Genomic DNA, 23312 nt, shown 5'->3' with positions numbered 1-23312 from the left:
GGTTCATAAACATTAAAAAATGATAATACATATCAGATGACGCCTGTGGGGCTGCCCATTATGAATTACCAGGATCGATGGTGTATACTATCCGTAGGCATAAATTACCTTTATCTTTGAACTTGAAGAAATCAAGGTTGCATAACAAAATAAACAATTTTATGGACGGAGGACTCGACCCATGTTGAAACAGCTTAAGCCCTATAAGGTGCTGCAGGAACGCAGAATCGAAGAGTTGAAGTCAGATGCGTATCTCCTGGAACATCAGAAATCCGGAGCCAAAATTGTACTCTTATCTAATCAGGATGATAATAAAGTGTTCAGTATCGGTTTCCGTACTCCTCCGGAAGACAATACAGGTGTAGCTCACATTCTGGAACATTCCGTACTGTGTGGCTCCAAGAAATTTCCGGCCAAGGATTCCTTTGTTGAATTGCTGAAGGGTTCTCTTAATACATTTCTGAATGCGATGACATATCCCGATAAAACGATCTATCCAATTGCAAGTCGGAATGATCATGACTTCCATAACCTGATGGATATTTATTTGGATGCGGTACTCCACACGAATATTTATGATAATGAAAAAATATTTCTGCAGGAGGGTTGGAATTACAACCTGACCTCAGCTGAAGATGAGTTAACTTATAACGGTGTTGTATATAACGAGATGAAGGGCGCATTTTCTTCACCGGAACGGATTGTGCGCAGAGAAGTCCTGAATTCACTTTTCCCGGATAATACATATTCTTGTGAATCAGGCGGATTTCCCGATGCAATTCCCGATCTGACCTATCAAGGCTTGCTGGATTTCCACTCCAGATACTATCATCCGTCCAACAGCTTCATTTATTTGTATGGGGATATGGATATGGAAGAGAAATTGCAGTGGTTAGATGAAAACTATCTGAGTGAGTATGATCGAATCGAGATTGATTCTGCCATTCAGCTCCAGCCTGCATTCGGACAAAGAGTGGACGCAGTTAAGACATATTCTGCCGGAAGTACCGAATCAGAAGTGGATAACAGCTTCTTGACCTATAATGCGGTCATTGGAACAAGTCTGGACAAGGAATTAAACATCTCGTTTCAAATTTTGCTGTACGCACTGCTTAACGCTCCAGGAGCGGTTCTGAAGCAGGCTTTGCTGGATAAGGGCATTGCGAAGGATGTATATGGTACGTATGATGACAGCCTGTATCAGCCTGTGTTCACCGTTGGATTGAAGAAGAGTAATCTGGCAAGCAAAGAAGATTTTCTGGGGACGGTAAAAGAGGTGCTGGAGCGTGTTGTGAAAGAAGGCTTTGATCCAAAAGCGCTGCTCGCAGGTATTAATTCCTATGAATTCAACCACCGTGAAGCCGATTATGGAAGAATGCCCAAAGGATTAATCTATGGTTTCTCCTCATTGCAAAGCTGGCTGTATGATGTCGAAGCTCCATTTACTCATTTGGAAGCGAATGACGTATTTGCTGAGCTGAGAACGAAGATGACCGAGGGTTACTTCGAGAAGTTGATTGAGACGTATTTACTGAAAAATACGCATACTTCTTTCGTTGCTGTCACCCCGGATAAAGGATTGAACGCACGCAAAGAGGAAGCGCTGAAAGCACATCTGAAATCAGTTCAGGCGGGACTGAGTCAGGAAGAGATTCAGCAACTCATTCAGAGAACTGAGGCTCTTGCCGAGTACCAGAATGCACCTTCAACCAAGGAACAACAACAGGTGATTCCAACGTTATCGATAGAGGATATTGAACCGAAAGCATCGACGCTGTATCAGACGGTAAATCAGGTCGAAGGTACAACCGTTCTGCACCATAACATCTATACCAATGGGATCGGTTATCTGAGACTGTTGTTCGATATTAAGGAAGTCCCACGGCGTTTGCTGCCGTATGTTGGATTGCTGAAAAGTGTGCTTGGTTACGTCGACACTCAGAATTTCTCATTTAATGAATTGTCGAATGAAATTCACATTCATTCCGGGGGCATTCATAGTGGCATCGGTACGTATGCAAACGCGCATGAGCACCGTGATTTCAAGGCTACGTATGAATTCAACGCCAAAGTGCTGTATGACAAGCTTGGATTTGCTTTTGACATGATCAAGGAAATTGTGTTTACGTCCAAATTTGATGATTCGAAGCGTTTATACGAAATTATTGCTCAGTTGAAAGGCAATTTGCAGCGCAATCTGATCAGCGGAGGGCATTCAGCGGGAATTGGCCGTTCTACCTCTAAACACTCGGCTGTTGCAGACTTCAGGGAAGCGGTTAGCGGCATCGCCTTTTACCAGTGGCTTGAGGAGCTTCAGGCGAACTTTGAGGCTAGAAAAGAAGAACTGTCGACCAGCCTTCAATCGTTGACTAGCTTTATTTTCAGACCAGAAAACTTGCTGGTAAGTTACACTGCGGATGATCAGGGATATACGGGCTTAGAGAAACAGGTATCCGATTTGAAAGCGAAGCTGTTCACCCAAGATGTTGCCAAAGAAAAAGAGGCATTTACACCTGTTCATCACAAAGAAGGATTCAGATCACCATCTGAAGTCCAATATGTTGTTCAAACAGGTAACTTTATTGATAAAGGGTATTCGTACACAGGCTCACTCCGTGTCTTGCAGGGGATTCTATCTCTGGATTACTTGTGGAACAATATCAGGGCCAAAGGCGGAGCATACGGCTGCATGTCAGGTTTCAGACGTAACGGAGACAGCTATGTAGCATCGTACCGCGACCCGAATCTCGAAAAAACATACAAAGTTTATGAAGAGATGCCGCAATACCTGAAGGATTTCAAAGCAGATACACGGGAAATGACGAGATATATCATTGGCGCCATCCAGGACCTCGATACACCAAGAACGCCTTATGGCGAAGGATCATTCTCTCTGGAATGTTATCTGTCTAATGTCACCGAAGCCGATCTTCAGAAAGAACGGGATGAAGTGCTAAGCACAACAGAAAGTGACATTATAGGTTTTGCGGAAGTGGTATCCGCCATATTGGAGCAGCAGCAACGCTGTGTTATCGGTAATGAAAACAAGATTGAGGACCAGAAGCAATTATTTGACGAAACCCTTGATTTAATCAAGAACTAATCGAATGATGCATCAAGTCGAAGCATGAAGCAATAAACATCTGATCCCAAAGGGCGCTTTTATGAGCTGTAATAGCTTATAACTGCCGCCCTTTTCTTGTTACCGGGTTTTTCTTTTCCAATCTAATCTGATCAATCAGCAGCTTATGTTGAAGGTTTAGGTGACGGCGAGCATATTATAGATCTTTAACGTACGCAGATCTTCCTTAGAAATTTTCAGCTCGTTATATAACTCCTGATTCTCAGGCAAGGGCGTTCGAGAGAATAGCATTTTCAAAGCGATGGGCATAAAGGGGCGGAAGGAAACACCTGCCATCAATCCCCACTTTTTCTCGGACTCCTGAAAAGATGCTAAAATGTTAATATACAGATTCTCCAGCGGTGTAGCCTGATTTTTCAGAATCAGCGTGGTGAGTGTGTCGTAATGCTCGGTGTGGCCCCAATACATATTTTCGCATTCTTGATAATTCTCAAAATTCTTGACGTTCATATACATTACGGTTCGATAACGATTCGCGTCCGACTGTGCCATCATGTCAATGACACAACGGATGAGGCTATTGTTTCGCCCGTCATAAAAATACGAATAAAATCTTGTGGAATTTTTGAAAAAGCTGGACGGTACCGTATTCATAAGAGGAGAAGCTTGCTTGGGCTCGATATACAGCAGCTGCTCCACTTGAATGTTCAATGAATCAGCAATTTGATGCAGCGTGACTACATCAAGTGTAATATCTCCGCTCTCATACTTGGACAGAGTAGCTTTGCTTTTGTGAATCTGATCCGCCAGCTGCTGGACCGTTAACCCTTTCCATTTGCGAAAATTACGGATTTTCTTGCCGACTTCTTTGTTGATGGTGTTCATATCGGATCTCCTTCTGCTAAGTTTCTTAAGAATATGAGAAAAGGTGAAACCCATTGGTAAAATCAATCTATACGAAAAATATAACACTTTTTTCATGAAAATACCTATTCAGAAGAAACATTAAGATGGATTTGTTTCTTTTGAATAGATTGTATTGCGTTTGATGTAACTTCTAAGCCATGAAATAATGTGTCTAACAGAACCTCATCCCAGGATGGAGAACAGAGAGAAAGAGGCGCAGAAGGCTATGAAGTATGATTTTGATGAGATTATCGATCGCACAGGGACCAATGCCATGAATACGGATGGTTTCCGTCAATATATTTTTAATGCAACAGAAGATATGAAATTTCCCTTTAAGGATGAAGAATTTATTCGCATGTGGATTGCAGATATGGAGTTTGCCACACCTCCCGAAATACGGGAAGCAGTTAAGGAGCGTTTGGACCGGGAAATTATGGGGTACTCCCAGGTGTTCGATCCGGCATACTACGAAGCTGTCTCCAACTGGATGAACAGATACTACGACTGGTCTTTTCCCAAGGAGCATCTGGAGACATCGCATGGGATCATTCCTGCTCTATATGAATTAGTTGAATATATTTGCAAACCGAATGAAAAGGTGCTGATTGTGACACCCTCCTATGGTTTTTTCAAATCGGCTGTGGAGCATAATCATCTTGAACTAGTTTGCTCAGATCTGATCAACGAGCAGGGACATTATTCAATAGACTTTGCAGATTTTGAAGCCAAAGCCAGCGATGAACAAGTCACGTTATGTATTTTTTGCAATCCGCATAATCCGTCCGGACGGGTATGGTCAACAGAAGAGTTACAACGTGTGGGCGAGATTTGTCTGAACCATAACGTGTGGGTAATTTCGGATGAAATTCACTGTGATTTGCTGCGTACAGGAAAGAAGCATACGCCTCTTGCCAAGCTGTTCCCGGATACGGATCGAATTGTTACCTGTATGTCGCCGAGCAAAACGTTCAACATGGCGGGCCTGATGTTCTCCAACGTGATTATTGCAAATGAAGGACTCCGAACGATCTGGCAAACACGGCATTATGGATTCAAAAATCCGCTGAGCATTGCTGCGACTCAAGCTGCTTATGAACATGGCGACGAATGGCTGAAACAGTTGAAAACGTATCTCGATGACAATTTTTCCTTTGTGGATCAATATGTGAAACGTTATCTGCCACAGGCGATCTTTCATATTCCGGAATCTACGTATCTGGCATGGATTGATATTACGGCATACGTCCCCCAAAATGTAAACCTGCCTTTATTTTTCGCTGAACAAGCGGGGGTATTACTTGAAGATGGGCATATGTTTGTAGCTAATGGAGGCGGGTGTATCCGTCTGAACCTGGCATGTCCGCGTTCGGTTCTTGAAGAGGGGCTCAGAAGAATAAGCACTGTGTTGGTCAATAAAGATGAGGGTGTACCCGTTCAAGTCTGAATTCAATTAACTATAAACAAGGTACAGAATTGCTTTAACGCTGAAGTACAGATTCAGAAAGCATCAATTCACAGCGATAGCCATTCCGTGGTAAGTCTGAAGTAACGTTAGTTATACAGGCAACCTATTCCCCTGATGTACACTTCTGGTCTGCTGTCCCCGGTTATGTTAAAATGGTGGATAGTCTATGAGTCGTAGGATACGGCTCACGCAGGTGGCAGTTCGTTATGTGGACTGCACGGATATGTATTCATCAGGGAAAGGAGCCTTTACATATGTTTGGAAATGATTGGGACACGGTACTTCAGGAAGAGACTGAAGCCGAGTATTTCAACAACATTCGTTATGCACTCGCCGCCGAGTATAAAACACAGACCATCTTTCCACCCAAGGAAGATTTGTTCTCGGCTCTTAAACTGACCCCGTATCATAAGGTCAAGGCTGTTATTATCGGTCAGGATCCTTATCACGGAGCAGGTCAGGCTCAAGGATTAAGTTTCTCTGTCAGACCGGGGGTGCGCATTCCTCCTTCTTTGAAAAATATATATAAGGAGCTTCACGCGGATCTAGGTCTGCCGATTCCGAATCACGGATCGCTGGTTCATTGGGCAGAGCAGGGTGTGCTGTTGCTTAATGCGGTTCTGACGGTACGGGAAGGGCAGCCGAACTCCCATCAGGGACTGGGATGGCAGACGTTTACAGACGCTGTCATCCGGGCATTGAATGAACGTTCAGAACCGATGGTATTTATGCTTTGGGGCAGTCATGCCCAGAAGAAAGGGGCATTCATTAACCGGGATAAACACCTGGTGTTGGAGTCTACGCATCCAAGTCCGCTTGCAGCACATCGTGGCTTCCTGGGCAGTCGTCCTTTTTCCAAAGCCAATGAATTTTTGACCTCCAAAGGTATTGAACCGATTGATTGGACGATACCGGAAAACTAGACAAACGGGGGCGAAGGCATTGCGACATTGGGTAGGACGGAAAGTAGCCGTATATCGTGCAACCGGCATACGAGAGCCACTGAAAGGAACGCTGGTCGAGTGGGATGAAGAAGCGGATTGTGTACGAATCGGACCCAAGCGGATCAAGGTATCGTTCGACAATATCGCAATGATCCGGCCTCTGCCTGAAGAAAGCCTTCCCTTGAAAAAAGCGCGTTCCGAGGTGCATAAGGTTGGATATGTGATGAAAAAGGCGGTACAATTTGAAAATGCCATCTATTTCAAATCACAGGTTATGATTTGGCGTCGGGCCAAAATTGTAGCATTATCCACAACGATTATACGTCATGATGATGATCAGGTTGAGCTTGCAGACGGCCGGATTCTTCGCAAGGACAAGCATATGTTTGTGGTACGCTCACGGCGTGGAATACGATAAGTCCAATGATATTTAATATTCATTTCATGCAAAGATCATATGGATTTAATGTTCGGCCTTTATAGTAAACAGTAACAACCCCTTCTAAAAGATGTGTACTAATTATGGGAGCCCGGCCGGCTGCAAACGGTCGGGTGTTTTTTTTATTCACTTGTGTATGATGAGTGATGTAACATAGTATTTGCACTCATGTTATACACTAATGAAATAGATAATGAGAAGGAGTGAAACCCATTGAAACGTATATGTGTTTTTGCAGGCTCCAACCCGGGAAATCACCCCGATTACACACAGCAGGCTATTAAATTGGGTAAACAGATCGCCGATAGCGGGTACGCACTCGTCTATGGCGGTTCATGTATGGGATTAATGGGTGCGGTCGCCGATGCTGCTCTGGAACAGGGTGGAGAAGTGATTGGTGTCATGCCGACTGGTTTATTCCGCGGAGAGGTCGTACATGGTGGTCTTACGCAGCTGATTGAAGTGGGAACGATGCATGAACGCAAGGCAACGATGGCCGAGCTGTCCGACGGATTTGTAGCGCTTCCTGGTGGTATGGGGACATTCGAAGAATTATTCGAGGTTCTTTGCTGGGCACAAATTGGCATTCATCGTAAACCCGTCGGTTTGTTAAATGTAAACGGATATTACGAGCCGCTGATGAAAATGGTTGAGCACAGCGTGCATGAAGGATTTTCCAATACCTCACATCTCAGTCTATGGAGTCTGGAGTCTGACCCGGCTGAACTGTTGAACCGGATGTCATCCTATATTCCGGCACAGTTGACCCAGAAGTGGTCACAGCTTCATGATAAATAACTACCCGCTCCAGCGGAAAACTTTCCGATGTGCCCAAGCAAGTTCCCTCCCCAAACATAGTCTATAGTGTACTTTCTTAAAAAGAGGGGAGTGTCACTCATGAGCGAAATCAAAGGCACAGGATACGGTTACGGAGGTTTTGGCGGTGGAGCATGGACATCAACAGGCGCAATTCTGGTGTTATTCATCCTGCTCGTTATCATCTCTCGTACATTCGTTCTGTAAATCGATCAGCCATTCCGGGACGGTGACGTAGTCGCCGGGACAACGCCCGATGAAGAAATGGCCTTTCCAAGAGACGCCGGTACGGCCGGTGTCTCAGGGGAACGGTTTTTTTTCTGTCTGCAAAAAAAAGAACTCCGCCTCCATGGTAAAGAGAGACAGAGTGGGGCGAGGGGAGTTAGACCGTTACCACAGTATCACCAGGCAAACTGAGTGTTTTCCAGGCAATGTATAGTCCAATTGCGGCTGCAATAAGAGCAAGGATGGCAGCGATAAAAGCCAACTTATCCAGTTGACTCTGTTCATTAATAATAGATGATTGATTACTCGTTTTGTCGGGAACAGCCAGACCCCGAACGGATGCCTTTTTCATGTGTTGGCGTGGTCCGGGTGGAGTTCGGGTTTTACAGCTGGGTTTGCTGGATCTGCTTTTTGCAGAAATTCTGGGTAAGGGAGCTTTTTTGGAGGAAGATTTGGGAGATACCGATTTCTTCTTCGTTAGGGGTTTCAAAGGGCGACCTCCTTACAGCGGAGTGCAGTTGTCTATGACTGATACTATATTATGTCTGCTTTACAGATTGAGTTCACAAAATGAGTGAATCCCCAGCCTTCCAAGATGTTGCCCTATACACGGACGAAGCATACAATTAAACGCTCTGTTAATACAGGTATGACAAACTGCGTTTATAGTGAGAATCATAGAGTTAATGTTGAACTCAGGAGGCGCTGGAATGAAAAAAATTGAAAATATTGCCCATAGGGGAGCATCCGCCGTATGTCCCGAGAATACGATGGTTGCATTTGAACGCAGCTTGCAGCTTGGAGCGACAGGCATTGAAACGGATGTGCAGCTGTCCAGTGATGGTAGACTTGTACTGATACATGATGAGACGTTAAGCCGCACTGCCGGAGCAGAAGGCTGGGTCAAGGATAAATTATATGAGGAGTTGCGTATTCTTGACGCAGGAACTTGGTTCCATGCCGATTTTGCTGGAGAACGAATTCCATCTTTGGATGAATTATTCGATCTGGTTCGGGGGAAAGACATTTTACTTAACCTTGAATTGAAAAATGGTATTATCAGTTATAAGGGAATGGAAGAAAAGATGCTACAAGCGATTCGGGATTGGGGCATGGAACAACAGGTCATTCTTTCCAGCTTCAATCATGCCTCATTAGTGAGGTGCAAACGTCTTGCCCCGGAAATTCGTACAGCACTTCTATATATGGAAAAGCTGTACCGCCCATATGATTATGCTGCCAAACTGGAAGCTTCTGCTCTGCATCCCTACAAGCTGGCTGTAACACGAGAAGAAGTTGCTGCTGCGCTGGCTCAGGGAATTGCAACACATCCGTTCACGGTGAATGATCCTGCCGAAATGCAGGAACTGATCGACATGGGTGTGCAGGGAATCATTACAGATGTGCCTGATGTACTGGCAGCATTGACTGCTGTACATAGTCGTTAATTCATATTTAAAACCAAGGTGCTGCATTGGAGTTCTTATACTCCATGCAGCTTTTTTAGTACAAAAATTCATTTATGCAATAAACATGTCCCATTTGTCCATTGCCAGAGACAGTTAGTTGACATACAATGGTCTATGGGAATGAGAATCAATATCAATATCAGTTTTGTATTAATAGAGAGGTGAATGTTATGTACATAGGATCTGTCTACATCACTCATAACAAGGGTGGGGGCATATGAGTTCGAAAGTTTCATCGGCAAGTCAACCTACGGAATCACCGACAGCCAAAATACACACTCGTCCCTGGGCTGCCACATTGATCCTGACAGGGGGGATTCTGCTGCTCGCGCTGGGTATGGCGTTGTCCATTTCGTTTGGGGCCGCAGATATCAAGCTGGGCGTTGTATGGGAGGCGATTTTTAACTTTAATCCTGAACTGACTCCGCATCAGATTATATGGGAGATTCGGTTACCGCGTATTCTTGGCGGTGCGATGGTGGGTGCCTGCTTCGCAGTAGCCGGTGCCATTATGCAGGGGATGACCCGTAACCCGCTGGCAGATTCCGGGTTGCTCGGACTGAATGCTGGCGCAGGATTTGCGCTCGCTGTCTGCTTTGCCTTTTTCCCGGGCATGCCATATATGTATATCATTCTGTACTCCTTCGTTGGTGCAGGACTTGGGGTTCTTTTGGTCTATGGTTTCGGTGCAGCGTCCAAATCCGGACTTACACCTCTCCGGCTCGTTCTGGCGGGGGCGGCAGTGTCTGCGATGCTGTCAGCACTCAGTGAAGGGATTGCACTGTATTTCAAAATTGGACAAGACCTCGCTTTCTGGACAGCTGGCGGTGTAGCCGGGACAAAGTGGTCGCAGTTGGAAGTCATGTTCCCTTGGGTTTTAGCTGCGCTTATTGCAGGGATTATTATCTCCCGTTCCATTACGCTGCTTAGCTTGGGAGAAGACATCGCCGTTGGATTGGGTCAACGTACTGGCTTGATTAAGCTGGTTGGTCTGATTGTTGTACTGATCCTCGCAGGTACAGCGGTATCCGTGGTTGGTGCTGTTGGTTTTGTAGGGCTTATCATCCCCCATCTCACACGTAAATTAGTTGGGGTCGATTATCGCTGGATTATTCCATGTTCCGCAGTGATGGGCAGTCTGCTGCTCGTATTCGCGGATCTGGCTGCACGTATGATTAACCCGCCATATGAGACGCCAATTGGCGCCTTGGTTGCCCTAATTGGGGTACCTTTCTTCCTCTATCTGGCGCGTAAAGAAAGGAGGACTCTGTAACGATGGAATCCTCAACTCTGGTTGGAGCAGAACGCAAAAAGAGAACAAAAAGCACCATTGTCATGATTGTGCTTGGTGCGTTGATTATTACGGCTTTTATTATCAGTATGAATACAGGCTTCACTCGGCTTTCTCCACTTGAGGTTATGCGGACCTTGTTTGGCGGTGGGACAGCTAAGCAGGAACTGATCCTGTTTGAATTCCGTTTGCCGCGTATCGTCATTTCGGTTATGGTCGGTGCGGGACTTGCACTATCCGGTTGTATTTTGCAGGGGGTATCCCGAAATCCTCTGGCTGATCCAGGGATTCTCGGTATCAACGCTGGAGCCGGATTGGTTGTTATGTTGTTTGTTTCCTTCTTCCCGACAACGACGGCTGCTCCAGTATTTTTGCTGCCAATCCTGGCCCTGATCGGTGCAACTTTTGCTGCATTTCTGATTTATGTGCTCTCTTACAAAAAGGGAGAGGGTCTCATGCCTACTCGCATGTTGCTTACAGGGATTGGGGTAGCAGCAGGGATCAGCTCAGCCATGATCGTGCTAACACTTCGGCTCAGTCCGGAGAAGTATCAATTTGTAGCGACCTGGATGGCAGGTAGCATCTGGGGTTCCAATTGGAAATTCGTAACGGCGCTGCTGCCGTTTCTCATAGTCCTTGTACCGCTTGTTCTGTATAAAGCCCGTGTGCTCAATGTACTGAACCTTGGTGATCAAACAGCAAGTGGTCTCGGCGCTCCGGTAGAACGCGAAAGACTGATCCTGCTGGCTGCTGCCGTGGGACTAGCCGGATCATGCGTATCCGTCAGTGGCGGCATTGGTTTTGTGGGTCTAATCGGTCCACATTTGGCACGTCGTCTCGTGGGACCAAAACATCAGTTCCTTTTGCCTGCATCCGCATTGGTCGGATCATTGCTTGTACTTGTTGCAGATACGCTTGGACGTGTAATTTTGCAGCCTTCAGAGATTCCAGCAGGTATTCTGGTTGCCATCATTGGTGCCCCATACTTCCTGTATCTCTTGAGCAAAACGAAATAGAAAGGCAATCATGTTGTATGGTTGCTATAAGGAGGGCTTAAGTCCATGCTTCGCCGTTTCTTTGCCTATTACAGGCCTTACAAAAAGCTGTTCATTCTGGACTTTAGCTGCGCGATTTTCGTAGCTCTGCTGGAACTGGCCTTCCCGCTGGCAGTCAATAGAGTCGTGGATGACCTTTTGCCAGGGAGACGCTGGGACTGGATATTATGGGCATGTCTTGCGCTGCTCGCGATCTATCTATTAAACTCATTCCTCAACTTTGTTGTTACATACTGGGGACATAAGCTTGGCATTAACATCGAGACCGATATGCGTAAAGCTCTTTTCAATCATGTACAGAAGTTATCATTCCGTTTCTTTGACAATACCAAAACCGGACACCTGGTCTCTCGTATGACCAATGATCTGATGGATATCGGCGAGATTGCCCATCATGGTCCGGAGGATGTATTTATCGCAGTCATGACGTTGATTGGTGCATTCAGCATCATGATGAGCATTAACGGAAATCTGGCCGTGTTAACATTTATCATCGTGCCGCTCATTATTTATCTATCCTTGTATTTTGGCAGCAAGATGTCCAAGGCATTTAGCCGAATGTTCGGGGATATAGCGGATTTCAACGCACGTGTAGAAAACAATGTAAGTGGTATTCGCGTGGTTCAGGCTTTTGCTAATGAAGAGCATGAAAAAGCACAATTCGCTGTAAACAACAGCCGTTTCCGTCAGACCAAACTGATCGCATACAAAATTATGGCCTGGAACTCTTCCATCAGTTACATGCTGATGAAGCTGGTATCCCTCTTTGTACTGGTATGCGGCACATGGTTTGTTATTCAAGGCAGTATGAGCTATGGTCAATTTATTGCATTTATTATGTTGTCCAATGTGTTTCTTACACCCATTCAGAAGATCAACTCCGTTATTGAGACGTATCCAAAAGGGATTGCAGGTTTCAAACGTTATACGGAATTGCTCGATATGGAGCCGGACGTTGAAGATCGACCGGGTGCCACTACGGTATCTCATCTGCGTGGAGATATCCGATATGAGCAGGTGACTTTTGGCTATTCGGATCAGGAGCCTGTTCTTAAAGGGATTGATCTGAATATTCACGCCGGCGAAACAGTGGCCCTTGTAGGACCATCCGGTGCAGGGAAAACAACGTTGTGCAGTCTGCTGCCTCGTTTCTATGATGTGCTGGAAGGTCGCATCACGATCGATGGTCAGGAGATTCAAGACATGACGCTGGATTCATTGCGCAGTCAGATCGGAATTGTTCAGCAGGACGTGTTCCTGTTCGATGGAACAGTTCGTGAGAATATCGCGTATGGCAAGCTGGATGCAACAGAAGAAGAAATCTGGATGGCAGCTCGTCGTGCACAGATGGAAACACTGATCACTTCCATGCCGGAAGGAATGGACACGTTAATTGGTGAACGCGGTGTGAAACTGTCCGGCGGACAGAAACAGCGCTTGTCCATTGCGCGTATGTTCCTGAAGAATCCTCCAATTCTAATTTTGGACGAAGCTACATCTGCACTGGATACTGAGACAGAAGCAGCAATCCAGCAATCCCTTGCGGAATTGTCCGAAGGACGGACTACATTAGTCATTGCCCACAGATTGGCTACGATCAAAAATGCGGATCGCATTATTGTTGTTGCCGAGCAAGGGATTACAGAGCAGGGAAGACACGAAGAATTGCTTGAAGCAGGTGGAGTATACAGCCGTCTGCATTATGCACAGTTTGGTGCCTGAACGTAACTTAGGGTTTGTGAACGTAATATAAGAAAACTGTATAAGAATTAAAAAATAACGCCTTCGTCTACTCATTATCCTGAGTAAGCGAAGGCGTCTTTTTCTACTTTTTAATTTCAAGTTGTGCCTGTTGGCAAGAGAAGAGAATCACGCATCTAAGTCAGAGGATGTTTTAAAATACGTGGCATGACTTGAGCAAACGATCTCTTAGTTTCACTTTGTTCGGACTCCGCTTGAGTTGAGGTGGTGGATTCACCTGATTCTACTTCAGCGGTCGTTGTGGATGGTTCTGCTTTGCTGCCACAGGCTGATAACAACGCGCCAATCAGGGTAATCATGAGTATAAGGGGACCGAGCTTGCGTGTTGCTTTCATCGTTATAGTTCCTCCCGCATAGGTTACTTATTGGATAATGATAATCATTATCAATTTAGTTCGAATGTGATCAGTTTATCGAAAGCGGGGTAGGTTGTACAATGGACAAACAGACGGAAATCCTTTGTACAAAAATAAAACAATTCTAAATGGAGGAGGCGAACGTTATGAACATTATGCTGGTAATTCTCATGACCTGGCTGATATTGATTTTGATTCTGGTCATCTTGGTGCAAGGTATTCGAAAGAATTCGAAGGCAGGAGCCAAATCCGTCTTCAGACGTTGGGGTGGATTATTGATCGGATTATTTGTTGTGGGGACTGTGCCTTTGGGCTTTGCGCTGTATACAGAGTGGGGTGTGGAGCGGCTGGATGCCAACATTGGATTGGGACTGGCTTTGTTTTTTACCTGGGCATACTGTGCCCTCTTGTTATGCGTGGCATTAGTGATCTGGGGAAGGTATGGGTATACGCATTACAGAAAGAAGTGATTTTGTTGCCCTCATGTTTATGATAAACATATGTTTGCATGCAACAATAACCATATATGGAACGTTGAAATTAGAAATAGGTTTTAATAAAGGGGGATTTACATATGTCCCATCTTCGTCGAGTTCTGATATCGCTCCCGATCCTGATCGTATGCCTTACCGGATGTTCGGGATATAACGATTGTAATTCAGTGCAAACTCAAGCGAATACACCAAGTGAAGATGGATTCACTGGTTATGTGGTTGACCGCGAAGGCGATTCCATTCTAGTGGTTGATCCTGCATATGAAGACTTCGGTGCTAACGGAGGAGAAAGTCGGTATTATCCGGCAAAATGGTTCTCCAATGCGCCTAATCCAGAGGTTGGCTCCTATGTTGAAGTCTGGACGGATGGCAGCCCCGAAAACGAGCCTTACCCTGGACAAGCCAGAGCGGAAACGATTGCTGTAGCTTGCCCGGCCACTCCAGATGGTGCTCATATGAGTGAGGAGGATGCCATCCGGGCTGGATTGTACTCATCAGACGGAGAGCAAGTACGTATTCCTGTAATTGAGAATGTCGATTTCGATGAGGATATAGGAACATGGACCATTCATATACGAGATGCAATGTCAACGACGGATACTCAGGATCAGATAGAAGTGAAAGTAGAAGACATTGAGCCAGTAGGGGAGCAGGAGTAAGGATGTAGAATTTCATTGTTGGATGAACAGAGGAGATAGGTATGAATGTTAGAGAATGGCTTCCCCGCGACAAGCATGATACTGAAGCGGTGCGTAAGTTAAGTGAATTAGGTAATGAAGAGTTGAGAGATATCATTCCTGAGCTTATGGAGTGGTTGCAAGATGGGAATTGGCCCATTGCCAGATCCGTAGAAGATTTACTTTTAAGATTCGGAGAAGAACTTATTCCTTATATTCAAAATGTATTTAAAACAAAAGATTCACAGTGGGAATATTTTATGCTGACGGGACTAATTAGTAGATTGCCTTCGCGATATCTAATAGTATTGAAGGATGATTTGGAAATAATTTTGAAAAATCCTACAAAAAGTGAGATCCTTGAAGAATTGGATGAGGTTATAGTACCACTACTGAATAAAATACAATAACAAGCAATTTAAGAAGCGTATTTTTCATTTTGTGATTCAGAAAAGTTCATACTAAGGAGCAGTGCAAAACAACCTTGAACGGCATAGCCTTTCAGGGTTGCCAAGAAATCAAGGAGCAACGTGAGTCCCTCGAAGAACAGCGCTGCTTCCTATCCCGCAATCACTACGAATGAGCTGACTGCATAAATATCCTACCATGTGCAGAACGCTCATTCAAGTCGAGGCAATTTCTGCAGATTATAGTGTAGGAATGATTTGATGATGTAGAAGTTTATTGAAAAAAGAAGGTGTGATTTTGATTTTGTATCAAGGAAAGTCAAGAAAATTCATTATTGTATTGTTATCGTTATATACTTGTTTAACATTTTATTTCTTATTCCTGGGCTTCGATAGAAGCTCGTCCAGTCTTGATCAGGGCTTGCGATACAGCTTATCTCCTCAAGGAATTCCTTTACATTTTCCAATGGGGAGAGATTTTAAGATTTGGTTTTTTGAAATGGGGAACTTTATAGCTTTCATCCCCTTCGGGGTGATCATTCCGCTCCTCTTTCGCTGTGGGTTTATTCGCTTTATTAGCATTTTCATTCTCTGTATTACGATGTTAGAGACATTGCAAATGATCTCCCGTTTAGGTGCGTTTGATATAGACGATATCCTGATTAATACTTTAGGGGCTGCCGTGGGATATGGAGCACAGCGGATAGTAAAGCATCATCGGACTACATTAAAAGGATTTATTCGAATCTTCCTGACAGCGATTATTTTTTCAATTGGAATGATCACTATTGTTGGAGGCCTCAATCATTATTTAGATAACGTTGACGGAAAAAGTGTTGCACTGAATGAACTTGTTTCGAGTGACGGGGCTGTAGTATGGGATGAAGAACTCTCCGGTTTTACAGTAGGCCAGACAAATGTTGAGCCTCAAATCAATCTGTACAGTAGAAAAAAACAAAAAACGAATGAGTTTTCATATCTCTTAAATAGAAAATACAAAAATATGACAGGTTGTTTCGCTATACCGGACGATGTTGTCCGCACAACAAGCAATGAGAGTATTACAGTAAGCTTTATCGCCGATGGAACAGAAATTTATTCTTTGGTTGTATCAGCGAACAGCGGGGAGAACCAGCTTGACTCTTTTCAAACTCCGTTAAAGGGAGTTAATGAACTGACTATAAAAGTAATGAATGGTAGTTCAAATCTGATGACAAATATAGTGATGTGGGACATTACACTGACGGAAGCAAACACAGGGCAAAAGTTCATCAACAGCATTAAATCCATGTTTTAATATTATCAATGATAAAGCCCTCGATCCTGCCACTGAAGCAGCAAGATCCGAGGGCTCAATCCATTTCATGCTATATCAACAACAACTAATACCTCCACTACATAACGCTACCTTAATCCGCAATATTTCCCGCCATCTTCAGACGTCGTGCAATTTCCTGGAAGTCTTCCTGCGAAATACCTGGTGCGAATTCTTCTTCCACCGCAGGAGCTTCTGGGATCGGGAAACCTTCAGGCACGCCTTGAATGACTTCTAGCGGTTGTCCATCTTCGGGGTGTGTCCCTTTCCAGATCTGACTGATCGCATTAAAGTCTTTATCACTATAGGTATACAGCTTTGTGTGTAGGCCTTTTTCTTCGTATTTCCACGCCTCGTTAAAGGATTTATTGCTCAGGGATGGAATCGGCACCAATTTGGTTACATTCACACCGGTTGCGATCTCAAGCGCTTTAGCATAAGCGACCACATGCACGCCGCCGCGTACCAGCAAATAGCCAACAACTGCCCGGGCTGCGGGGTGATCGGTCATTTCGTAAACTTTCATTTTGTGAGTACGTGCTCCGCATTCGAGGAAAAAGTTATGCAATAGATCTTCGACCAGATTCCCACTGTTGAAAACATGGGCGCCTGTCCATGGATTACCCATGGAGTCGAAAGGCATTGCTCCCTGTGCACCAGCCAGGAAATGATAGGACAGACGCGCATCCTTCACGGAACCAAGTGGTGTATCGTCAGGCTCTTTGTATTCGGTGGAACCTCTGAGGCATTTGTTAATGCCATGAGACACAAGCTCTACATGACCTAATTCTTCGGCGGTGATACTCATCACCAGATCGTAGAAGGGTTTCAATGTTTCCTTGGAACGAAAATTAAAGGATTGATAGAGGTAATTGTTCAACGTTGACATCTCTCCGAATTTACCACCCAGCAATTCTTGTATCGCTGCCGCTGCATTCGGGTCCGGTCTCTCGACATTGGGGATTTCAATTGCGATTTCATCCATACGTTTGAACATTCGGGTGTAACCTCCTTGAAATGAGTGTTAAGAATAATGAAGTGATGCTGTCATGGCCTATTACACGTTTATCGAATACGCTAAACCCATAATTATGCAAATGAGGCTTAAGGCGTATGTAGTTGAGTCTACATTTGTTATTTCCAATCCCGTATTATTTATGTACAATCAGGACGAATGAAGTTAAGTATGGTTGTCATTATCTGATTTAAATGAAGGAGAAACTGAGAGTGCGCAAAAGTTGGATTATGGTAGGATGGGGTGTCCTCCTGCTTGTCGTTTTTGGATGTAGCGATGTTACGGCAGCATATGCAGATTATTCGAGTGAGCTGGATCAACAAACACGAGATGCGCTTATAGAAAAGTACGGTTTGGAAAAGCCGGAAGATCAACTACCGCGAAATCTTTTATTGGAGGGTGACTGGGGGATAAGCATCAATTCACCAATCGAACGGTATAAGATGGCGATAAGTACGGTTCAATCGCTCCAGCAACCGATTACGTTTATCATTCGTCTACTGGTGTAAAATAAACTTCTACAGGGCAGGCTAACGTAAACATTGCCCCGAGGAGTGAATGATATGAGAATGCTCATCGTAGTCCTGATGACGGTGATACTAAGTTTAAGTGGACTAGCAACAAGTTCAGCAACTGCGATTCCGGATTATGCGAAGTGGGGAATCATTGCAGTGAAGGAAACGCAAACCAAGTACAACGTGGACATTTTGGATTACAAACACATCGGCCGCACCTCACTAACAGCAGACCAATCCCGTGAACAGTTCAAGCTATGGGTACGTAACAAAGACGGTAAACAATTTGCTGTATTTGTAAATGTTGATTTTAACCCGTCGACCCAGCAGCTGAAAAAAGTACAATTCACGGAATCGGATCGACGTTGAACTGAACATGAACTGGACAGCAAGGCAGGACAGGAACCAGACTTCCCTATGAAAGGGAGTGAGTCTGGTTTTTTTATTTCAAAAAAATCCTTTTTTTAGTTGTTGAATAAAGAACTTATGTTCGCATATAATAATAAAACAAACGCATGTTCTTATTGGAGGGATGATTATGCTAGGGAAATATATTGGTCAGATGGTGGAGCTCGTCTACATGGATCGTGCAGGGCATATTACACAGCGGCAGATTCGAATCAACAGTGTACGGGAAGGGAAGATTAGAGCATCCGCAGGGAAAGAGGGGGCACCCCGAACATTTCTGGAACAAGGTATTCTGGCATGGCGTCCCGTACTCCATAAGGAAGGGAAGGAAGAAATATGCTGAATGATTTTGAACGCAAAATTTTGCGTATTATTGTTAATTATGCAGGCCAGCGCCGCCGATTGCCACGAATGGATGAGCTGGAGAATAAGACGGGAAGAAGCAAGGCGTTCATTCATGAGTCACTGCTTGAGCTTGAGCGCAGGCAACATATTGTGTGGGAGAACAAGTCTACGCTGGAAGGTATACTAATTCTGCAAGCATGGGAGCAGGAACCACAACCCACTCGCAAAAGCCAGCCTGCTGGCGATGCCGTGAAATATTTTACCGAATATTAAAACGCAAAAAACGCCAACCCGGAAAGCCGGATAGGCGCCTTGTTAGGCAGCATACATCTATTAGAAGATAGGAAGTTGATCAAGGTTATTGGTGGGGTCGCCGTCTGCGTCACCGCGAATGTACATTTCGCCATCTTTGCCTTTAAAGACGTTCACACCTGCAATTGATCCTGCTTTTACTTCTGCCAGTGCTTGTTGGTAATCCAGCACACGTCCGGATGAAGTTTGAAACGCCGTCAGATCGCCGTCACCATTTTTTTGTACTGCTGTGAAGCTTTCGCGTGTCGTTTGATCCATGATGTCACACTCTCCTTATCTGACCAAATAGGAATCTGGTTACCTCTTTAGCCTGTCCGGATCAAAAAAAAGTATGCACAACATAGGTTCATATCGCACGCAGAGGTTTATTTATAGACTCTTTTGCATACGAACATGCAGAATGTCTGCATCATAAAAAGGCTCTTCAGAGATTACTTCATATCCGAGCTTCTCATAGAACTTCTGCGCCTGGCATTGTGCGTCCAAAACAGAGTAGGCCAATCCCAATTCGCGTGCCCGTTCTTCCATGGCTAACAGAAGCACACGTCCGTACCCAAATGCACGATGAGATTTGAGTACAGCGATACGCTGCATTTTGGCGGTATCCTTGGTGTAATAAATCAGGCGCCCCGTGGCCACAGCCTGTCCATCTTTACTCAACAATACGTGATGCACATCAGGACTGATGGTATCATATTGATCAATCTCAATGTCAGCAGGCACCTGCTGCTCGATTACAAAAACGTTATTGCGAATATCCAGTGCTTCCTGGAGTTGTTCTTCAGTCGTTACATAACTAATCTCAGCTGCCAATTCCATTCCTTCTTTCTGCTCTACGCTATCAGAGTGAATTATACAAAAAAATGCTTTTCCTGTATAGTTAAGTCTGGAACATACTGGGAGAGGAGGTGCGAACCATGGGCATGGCAGGAGTGATGGCAATCACCCTTTTGATGGCGGCCGGAATGATTGCTTTGTTGTATTATGTGACCAAGAAGGCGTATTCCAAAAAGTGGGACGAAGACGAGTGAAATGCGATTTGATGTTCCTCAGGGTAAGACTTCAACATTGCCTTGTGGGGAGTAAACGTCATGCACAACAGACTTGGAATACACATCCAGCCAAACGGGCAGATCATCATTAACCTCATTGGGCTCTTTTAACTGTTGGAATTGTACTGTATGTTCATCCCGTTCCAAACTACAACCGACAGAAACGTATATTAATGCAACAAGCGCAATCAAACAGGCTAAGTTTTTGGCTGTGATAAATAAACGCAGCTTACGTTCTTTCATGTTCCTCATATGGAAGTCACCTCGTCATCAAAATGGTAATCATTCCTTTATTGTGCACCAATTCGAATAAAATATTACCAATAAAACGATTGACAATGAACACGGTTACTTGATATGATACTGTTACTTGATTGGAAAACAATTAGATATCATGATCTGTTAGCTCAGCTGGGAGAGCACTATCTTGACAGGGTAGGGGTCAGTGGTTCGAGCCCACTACAGATCATAACAAAAAGTCCTTGCGCAGCAAGGGCTTTTTTCTTTTGTCTAGTTTTAGAACAAGGCATTATGAAAGTCTTGGGGGACAATTGGGGGACGGAAATTAAAAGAAATACATCCTTCGCAGCAATGCAATAAGATCACTAATTCTTTTGCAAATCAGCAAGATTCTGCTTTCCCCAATTACAGAGAACCTCAAGCACAGGCATCAGCGTTAATCCTTCACGAGACAAAGAGTATTCTACTTTGGGTGGTAATTGTAGGTACTCTGTACGGATAATTAATTGATCGGCCTCTAATTCCTTCAGTTGAGAGCTTAGCATTTTATGCGTAATCCCTCCCAAGGCTCTTTTCAATTCTCCATATCGCAATGTTTCTTTTTTCCATAACCAAAACAAGATATGCATTTTCCATTTTCCACCGATCAACGACATGGCATGTGAAAAGGGTTTAACGTTTACTTCCTCCGCAGTTTCCATATTCCACTCTCCTTTTAGATAGTATCTACCTTTTAAGTGCATACTATACTCACATATCACACTACTATACAATAACTCATGAAACAGAGACAAGGGCGAACAAGCCTAATAAAAGGAGAGAATATATATGGAGAATAGTAGTCGTAATTTCTTGCAGCCTTATACATTTGCGAATGGTTTTACGTTGAAAAATAGAGTGGTCATGGCGCCGATGACAACGATGTCCAGTTTCTTCGATGGTTCCATCACCAATGATGAAGTCGATTATTATGCCGAACGGGCTGGTGGCCCTGGAATGATCATTACAGGTGTCGCGTACGTAACCGATGGAGGAAAAGGCTTTGAAGGTGAGCTTTCCATCGCAAGTGATTCTACAATCAAAGGACTGTCCAAAATTGCAAGGGCCATTCAGAAAGCCGGAACGAAAGCCATTGTGCAAATCTTTCATGCAGGGCGCAAAACGAATTCCAAAACGCTAAGAGGTGTTCAACCCACCAGTGCGAGTCCAATCGCAGCCGCACATCCAATCGGCTCCGAGGCGCCGCGTGAATTGACTCCTGAGGAAATCGAAAACATTATTAAGGACTTCGGCAGAGCAACCTTACGAGCCATTCAAGCTGGTTTTGACGGGGTAGAGCTTCACGGGGCCAACACATATCTGTTGCAGCAATTTTTCTCCGTCAATTCCAATCAGCGGTCAGATCAGTGGGGTGGCAGTTTTGAAAATCGTATGCGATTTCCGCTGGCAGTCATTCAGGAGGTTGCATCGGTGATCGATGCCCATGCGGATAAACCCTTTATCCTCGGTTACCGGATTTCACCGGAAGAAATTCATATGCCGGGCATCCAGCTCGAAGACTCCTTGGCTTTTGCCCAGGCTCTGACAGACACTCGGGTTGATTACATTCATCTGTCGATGGGAAGTTACAAACGAACCTCTTTAAACCAACCCGATGACAAGGAGCCGATCTTAACTAAATTCGTCCGGGTTTTGGATCACAAAAAACCTCTGATCGGTATCGGATCGATTGAGCGGCCGGAGGACGCAGAAGAAGTTATCAACGCCGGGGCAACTTTGGCTGCACTCGGACGGGAATTGATTCGCGAACCGAAATGGGTACAGAAAGTGAAAGCAGGTGACCTTGGCAGCATTCGTTACCAAATATCCCCATCGGATATGGATGAATTGCGCATTCCATTGGCGATGCAGACTTATCTGGAAGGTTCGTTTCGGGAGGTCATGCACTTTACTACCGACAGTCAGGAAGGGACTGACTACCAGAATTCGCTTGCACCGATGGAGGGCTTTGAGAAGAAAATGTAAAAGTTAAACTATATTAGGTAGATTCAACTTTTGGATCAGTAATAGAAATTTATCAATTACGGAGCAACCATTTCCTGCTATTACAAGAGGAAATGGTTGTTTTTAATTTTATAATAATGATTTACAAACACAATTGAATTGTGTACAATTTAATTGTTAGTAAAATAAAAGAGGTATCATCTTTACAAAATAAAATCTAAACATACAGAGGAGCCAATACTCATGAAAACATTATATGAAACTACAGTTATCAATACAGGTGGACGTCAAGGGATTGTGCAATCGCCAGATAACGTATTTATGCTTGATGTCGCTGCCCCACCTGAACTGGGAGGCAAAGTGACGACAGCTACGAATCCAGAGCAATTGTTTGCAGCAGGCTACAGTGCTTGCTTTAATTCAGCGCTGGAGTTTCAGTTGAAGAAACACAAAGTCGAAATTGAGAGAAGCACAGTATCGGCTACGGTTATGCTCGTGACGGACCCTACGGATAATGGTGTGAAGCTGGAAGTGGAACTTGAAGTTAAAATTGAGGGTCTGGATGAGGAGACAGCACAGAAATTTGTCAAACTTGCTCATGACTACTGCCCATATTCCAAAGGCATCAAAGGGAACGTTAATGTTACCGTGGGGCTAGCCTAATCATTGAGCCAAGTCGATTGAACGGTCTCGTTTTGGACTTCATTGTTGAAGTC

Annotated in this window: 28 protein-coding genes and 1 tRNA gene; 21 read left to right on the top strand and 8 right to left on the bottom strand. The window is 44.5% G+C overall.

Annotation, left to right across the window (positions count from 1 at the left end):
• The first annotated feature begins 181 nt into the window (after positions 1–181).
• A complete protein-coding gene (locus AC3ITG_RS22430; RefSeq protein WP_489251404.1) occupies positions 182–3103 on the top strand; it encodes an insulinase family protein in 2922 nt (973 codons plus the stop codon).
• 156 nt (positions 3104–3259) lie between these two features.
• On the opposite strand, the gene AC3ITG_RS22425 is transcribed toward AC3ITG_RS22430, so the two are convergent.
• Positions 3260–3967 (bottom strand): helix-turn-helix domain-containing protein, encoded by a 708-nt coding sequence (locus tag AC3ITG_RS22425; RefSeq protein ID WP_413372595.1) that lies wholly within the window; start codon positions 3965–3967, stop codon positions 3260–3262.
• Between the two features lie 247 nt (positions 3968–4214).
• Between AC3ITG_RS22425 and AC3ITG_RS22420 the strand changes: the two genes are divergently transcribed.
• The 5 genes from AC3ITG_RS22420 to AC3ITG_RS22400 all read left to right on the top strand — a co-directional run bounded on the left by AC3ITG_RS22420 (position 4215) and on the right by AC3ITG_RS22400 (position 7862).
• On the top strand, positions 4215–5435 hold the full coding sequence (locus AC3ITG_RS22420) for a MalY/PatB family protein (RefSeq protein ID WP_489251403.1): 1221 nt from the start codon (positions 4215–4217) through the stop codon (positions 5433–5435).
• Between the two features lie 275 nt (positions 5436–5710).
• A complete protein-coding gene (ung, locus tag AC3ITG_RS22415) occupies positions 5711–6379 on the top strand; it encodes a uracil-DNA glycosylase (RefSeq protein WP_113054054.1) in 669 nt (222 codons plus the stop codon).
• Positions 6380–6398: 19 nt separating this feature from the next.
• Positions 6399–6818: a hypothetical protein gene (locus AC3ITG_RS22410; protein ID WP_064636507.1), complete on the top strand. Its 420-nt coding sequence runs from the start codon at positions 6399–6401 to the stop codon at positions 6816–6818.
• A gap of 234 nt (positions 6819–7052) precedes the next feature.
• Positions 7053–7637 carry an LOG family protein gene (locus tag AC3ITG_RS22405; protein WP_413372592.1) on the top strand — a complete coding sequence of 195 codons (585 nt, stop codon included), beginning with the start codon at positions 7053–7055 and terminating at the stop codon, positions 7635–7637.
• A 99-nt stretch (positions 7638–7736) separates the two neighbouring features.
• Positions 7737–7862 (top strand): YjcZ family sporulation protein, encoded by a 126-nt coding sequence (locus tag AC3ITG_RS22400; RefSeq protein ID WP_236703683.1) that lies wholly within the window; start codon positions 7737–7739, stop codon positions 7860–7862.
• 175 nt (positions 7863–8037) lie between these two features.
• On the opposite strand, the gene AC3ITG_RS22395 is transcribed toward AC3ITG_RS22400, so the two are convergent.
• A complete protein-coding gene (locus tag AC3ITG_RS22395; RefSeq protein ID WP_413372591.1) occupies positions 8038–8232 on the bottom strand; it encodes a hypothetical protein in 195 nt (64 codons plus the stop codon).
• Between the two features lie 358 nt (positions 8233–8590).
• Between AC3ITG_RS22395 and AC3ITG_RS22390 the strand changes: the two genes are divergently transcribed.
• The 4 genes from AC3ITG_RS22390 to AC3ITG_RS22375 all read left to right on the top strand — a co-directional run bounded on the left by AC3ITG_RS22390 (position 8591) and on the right by AC3ITG_RS22375 (position 13417).
• Positions 8591–9328, top strand: coding sequence for a glycerophosphodiester phosphodiesterase (locus AC3ITG_RS22390; RefSeq protein ID WP_489251402.1), 738 nt, complete (start codon positions 8591–8593; stop codon positions 9326–9328).
• 238 nt (positions 9329–9566) lie between these two features.
• Positions 9567–10622, top strand: a complete 1056-nt coding sequence (locus AC3ITG_RS22385; protein ID WP_113053889.1) for a FecCD family ABC transporter permease — start codon at positions 9567–9569, stop codon at positions 10620–10622.
• A 2-nt stretch (positions 10623–10624) separates the two neighbouring features.
• Positions 10625–11656 carry a FecCD family ABC transporter permease gene (locus AC3ITG_RS22380; RefSeq protein ID WP_413372587.1) on the top strand — a complete coding sequence of 344 codons (1032 nt, stop codon included), beginning with the start codon at positions 10625–10627 and terminating at the stop codon, positions 11654–11656.
• A gap of 45 nt (positions 11657–11701) precedes the next feature.
• The gene (locus tag AC3ITG_RS22375) at positions 11702–13417 is read left to right on the top strand and encodes an ABC transporter ATP-binding protein (protein WP_489251401.1); all 1716 of its coding nucleotides are present in this window, start codon (positions 11702–11704) and stop codon (positions 13415–13417) included.
• Positions 13418–13572: 155 nt separating this feature from the next.
• Here the strand turns inward: AC3ITG_RS22375 and AC3ITG_RS22370 are convergent, their stop codons facing one another.
• The gene (locus tag AC3ITG_RS22370) at positions 13573–13791 is read right to left on the bottom strand and encodes a hypothetical protein (RefSeq protein ID WP_489251400.1); all 219 of its coding nucleotides are present in this window, start codon (positions 13789–13791) and stop codon (positions 13573–13575) included.
• A 167-nt stretch (positions 13792–13958) separates the two neighbouring features.
• On the opposite strand from AC3ITG_RS22370, the gene AC3ITG_RS22365 reads away from it, so the two are divergent.
• The 4 genes from AC3ITG_RS22365 (at position 13959) to AC3ITG_RS22350 (ending at position 16687) form a co-directional block, all read left to right on the top strand.
• Complete coding sequence (locus AC3ITG_RS22365; RefSeq protein ID WP_489251399.1) at positions 13959–14282, top strand: hypothetical protein; 324 nt, start codon at positions 13959–13961, stop codon at positions 14280–14282.
• A 104-nt stretch (positions 14283–14386) separates the two neighbouring features.
• Positions 14387–14965, top strand: a complete 579-nt coding sequence (locus tag AC3ITG_RS22360) for a DUF3221 domain-containing protein (RefSeq protein ID WP_489251398.1) — start codon at positions 14387–14389, stop codon at positions 14963–14965.
• A 41-nt stretch (positions 14966–15006) separates the two neighbouring features.
• Positions 15007–15393 carry a DUF5071 domain-containing protein gene (locus AC3ITG_RS22355; RefSeq protein WP_489251397.1) on the top strand — a complete coding sequence of 129 codons (387 nt, stop codon included), beginning with the start codon at positions 15007–15009 and terminating at the stop codon, positions 15391–15393.
• Between the two features lie 274 nt (positions 15394–15667).
• Positions 15668–16687 carry a VanZ family protein gene (locus tag AC3ITG_RS22350; RefSeq protein ID WP_489251396.1) on the top strand — a complete coding sequence of 340 codons (1020 nt, stop codon included), beginning with the start codon at positions 15668–15670 and terminating at the stop codon, positions 16685–16687.
• Positions 16688–16799: 112 nt separating this feature from the next.
• On the opposite strand, the gene AC3ITG_RS22345 is transcribed toward AC3ITG_RS22350, so the two are convergent.
• Positions 16800–17702 (bottom strand): manganese catalase family protein, encoded by a 903-nt coding sequence (locus AC3ITG_RS22345; protein ID WP_489251395.1) that lies wholly within the window; start codon positions 17700–17702, stop codon positions 16800–16802.
• A gap of 230 nt (positions 17703–17932) precedes the next feature.
• Here AC3ITG_RS22345 and AC3ITG_RS22340 point away from each other — a divergent pair, with 230 nt between their 5' ends.
• The 4 genes from AC3ITG_RS22340 (at position 17933) to AC3ITG_RS22325 (ending at position 19261) form a co-directional block, all read left to right on the top strand.
• The gene (locus tag AC3ITG_RS22340) at positions 17933–18229 is read left to right on the top strand and encodes a hypothetical protein (RefSeq protein ID WP_489251394.1); all 297 of its coding nucleotides are present in this window, start codon (positions 17933–17935) and stop codon (positions 18227–18229) included.
• Between the two features lie 54 nt (positions 18230–18283).
• Positions 18284–18604, top strand: coding sequence for a DUF3889 domain-containing protein (locus AC3ITG_RS22335; RefSeq protein ID WP_413372577.1), 321 nt, complete (start codon positions 18284–18286; stop codon positions 18602–18604).
• Positions 18605–18773: 169 nt separating this feature from the next.
• Entirely contained in the window at positions 18774–18986 is a 213-nt protein-coding gene (locus AC3ITG_RS22330; protein WP_064636528.1) for a hypothetical protein, read from the top strand.
• The gene (locus tag AC3ITG_RS22325) at positions 18980–19261 is read left to right on the top strand and encodes a hypothetical protein (RefSeq protein ID WP_413372576.1); all 282 of its coding nucleotides are present in this window, start codon (positions 18980–18982) and stop codon (positions 19259–19261) included. The genes AC3ITG_RS22330 and AC3ITG_RS22325 overlap by 7 nt, the downstream gene beginning before the upstream one ends.
• 60 nt (positions 19262–19321) lie before the next feature.
• On the opposite strand, the gene AC3ITG_RS22320 is transcribed toward AC3ITG_RS22325, so the two are convergent.
• The 3 genes from AC3ITG_RS22320 to AC3ITG_RS22310 form a co-directional block, all read right to left on the bottom strand.
• Positions 19322–19558 (bottom strand): DUF3892 domain-containing protein, encoded by a 237-nt coding sequence (locus AC3ITG_RS22320; RefSeq protein ID WP_063565553.1) that lies wholly within the window; start codon positions 19556–19558, stop codon positions 19322–19324.
• 111 nt (positions 19559–19669) lie between these two features.
• Positions 19670–20113 carry a GNAT family N-acetyltransferase gene (locus AC3ITG_RS22315; RefSeq protein WP_489254514.1) on the bottom strand — a complete coding sequence of 148 codons (444 nt, stop codon included), beginning with the start codon at positions 20111–20113 and terminating at the stop codon, positions 19670–19672.
• Positions 20114–20349: 236 nt separating this feature from the next.
• On the bottom strand, positions 20350–20604 hold the full coding sequence (locus tag AC3ITG_RS22310; protein WP_489251393.1) for a hypothetical protein: 255 nt from the start codon (positions 20602–20604) through the stop codon (positions 20350–20352).
• Between the two features lie 144 nt (positions 20605–20748).
• On the opposite strand from AC3ITG_RS22310, the gene AC3ITG_RS22305 reads away from it, so the two are divergent.
• Positions 20749–20821: transfer RNA gene (locus AC3ITG_RS22305), tRNA-Val, on the top strand.
• A gap of 136 nt (positions 20822–20957) precedes the next feature.
• Here AC3ITG_RS22305 and AC3ITG_RS22300 read toward each other — a convergent pair.
• Positions 20958–21293 carry a winged helix-turn-helix transcriptional regulator gene (locus AC3ITG_RS22300; protein ID WP_413372574.1) on the bottom strand — a complete coding sequence of 112 codons (336 nt, stop codon included), beginning with the start codon at positions 21291–21293 and terminating at the stop codon, positions 20958–20960.
• A 127-nt stretch (positions 21294–21420) separates the two neighbouring features.
• Here AC3ITG_RS22300 and AC3ITG_RS22295 point away from each other — a divergent pair, with 127 nt between their 5' ends.
• A complete protein-coding gene (locus AC3ITG_RS22295) occupies positions 21421–22617 on the top strand; it encodes an NADH-dependent flavin oxidoreductase (RefSeq protein WP_489251392.1) in 1197 nt (398 codons plus the stop codon).
• Positions 22618–22839: 222 nt separating this feature from the next.
• The gene (locus AC3ITG_RS22290) at positions 22840–23259 is read left to right on the top strand and encodes an organic hydroperoxide resistance protein (RefSeq protein WP_064636540.1); all 420 of its coding nucleotides are present in this window, start codon (positions 22840–22842) and stop codon (positions 23257–23259) included.
• Positions 23260–23312 lie beyond the last annotated feature (53 nt).

This window comes from Paenibacillus sp. GL_099_B, assembly GCF_057835695.1.
The sequence above is the reverse complement of the archived record's forward strand: the minus strand, read 5'-3'. Positions and strand labels throughout refer to the sequence as shown.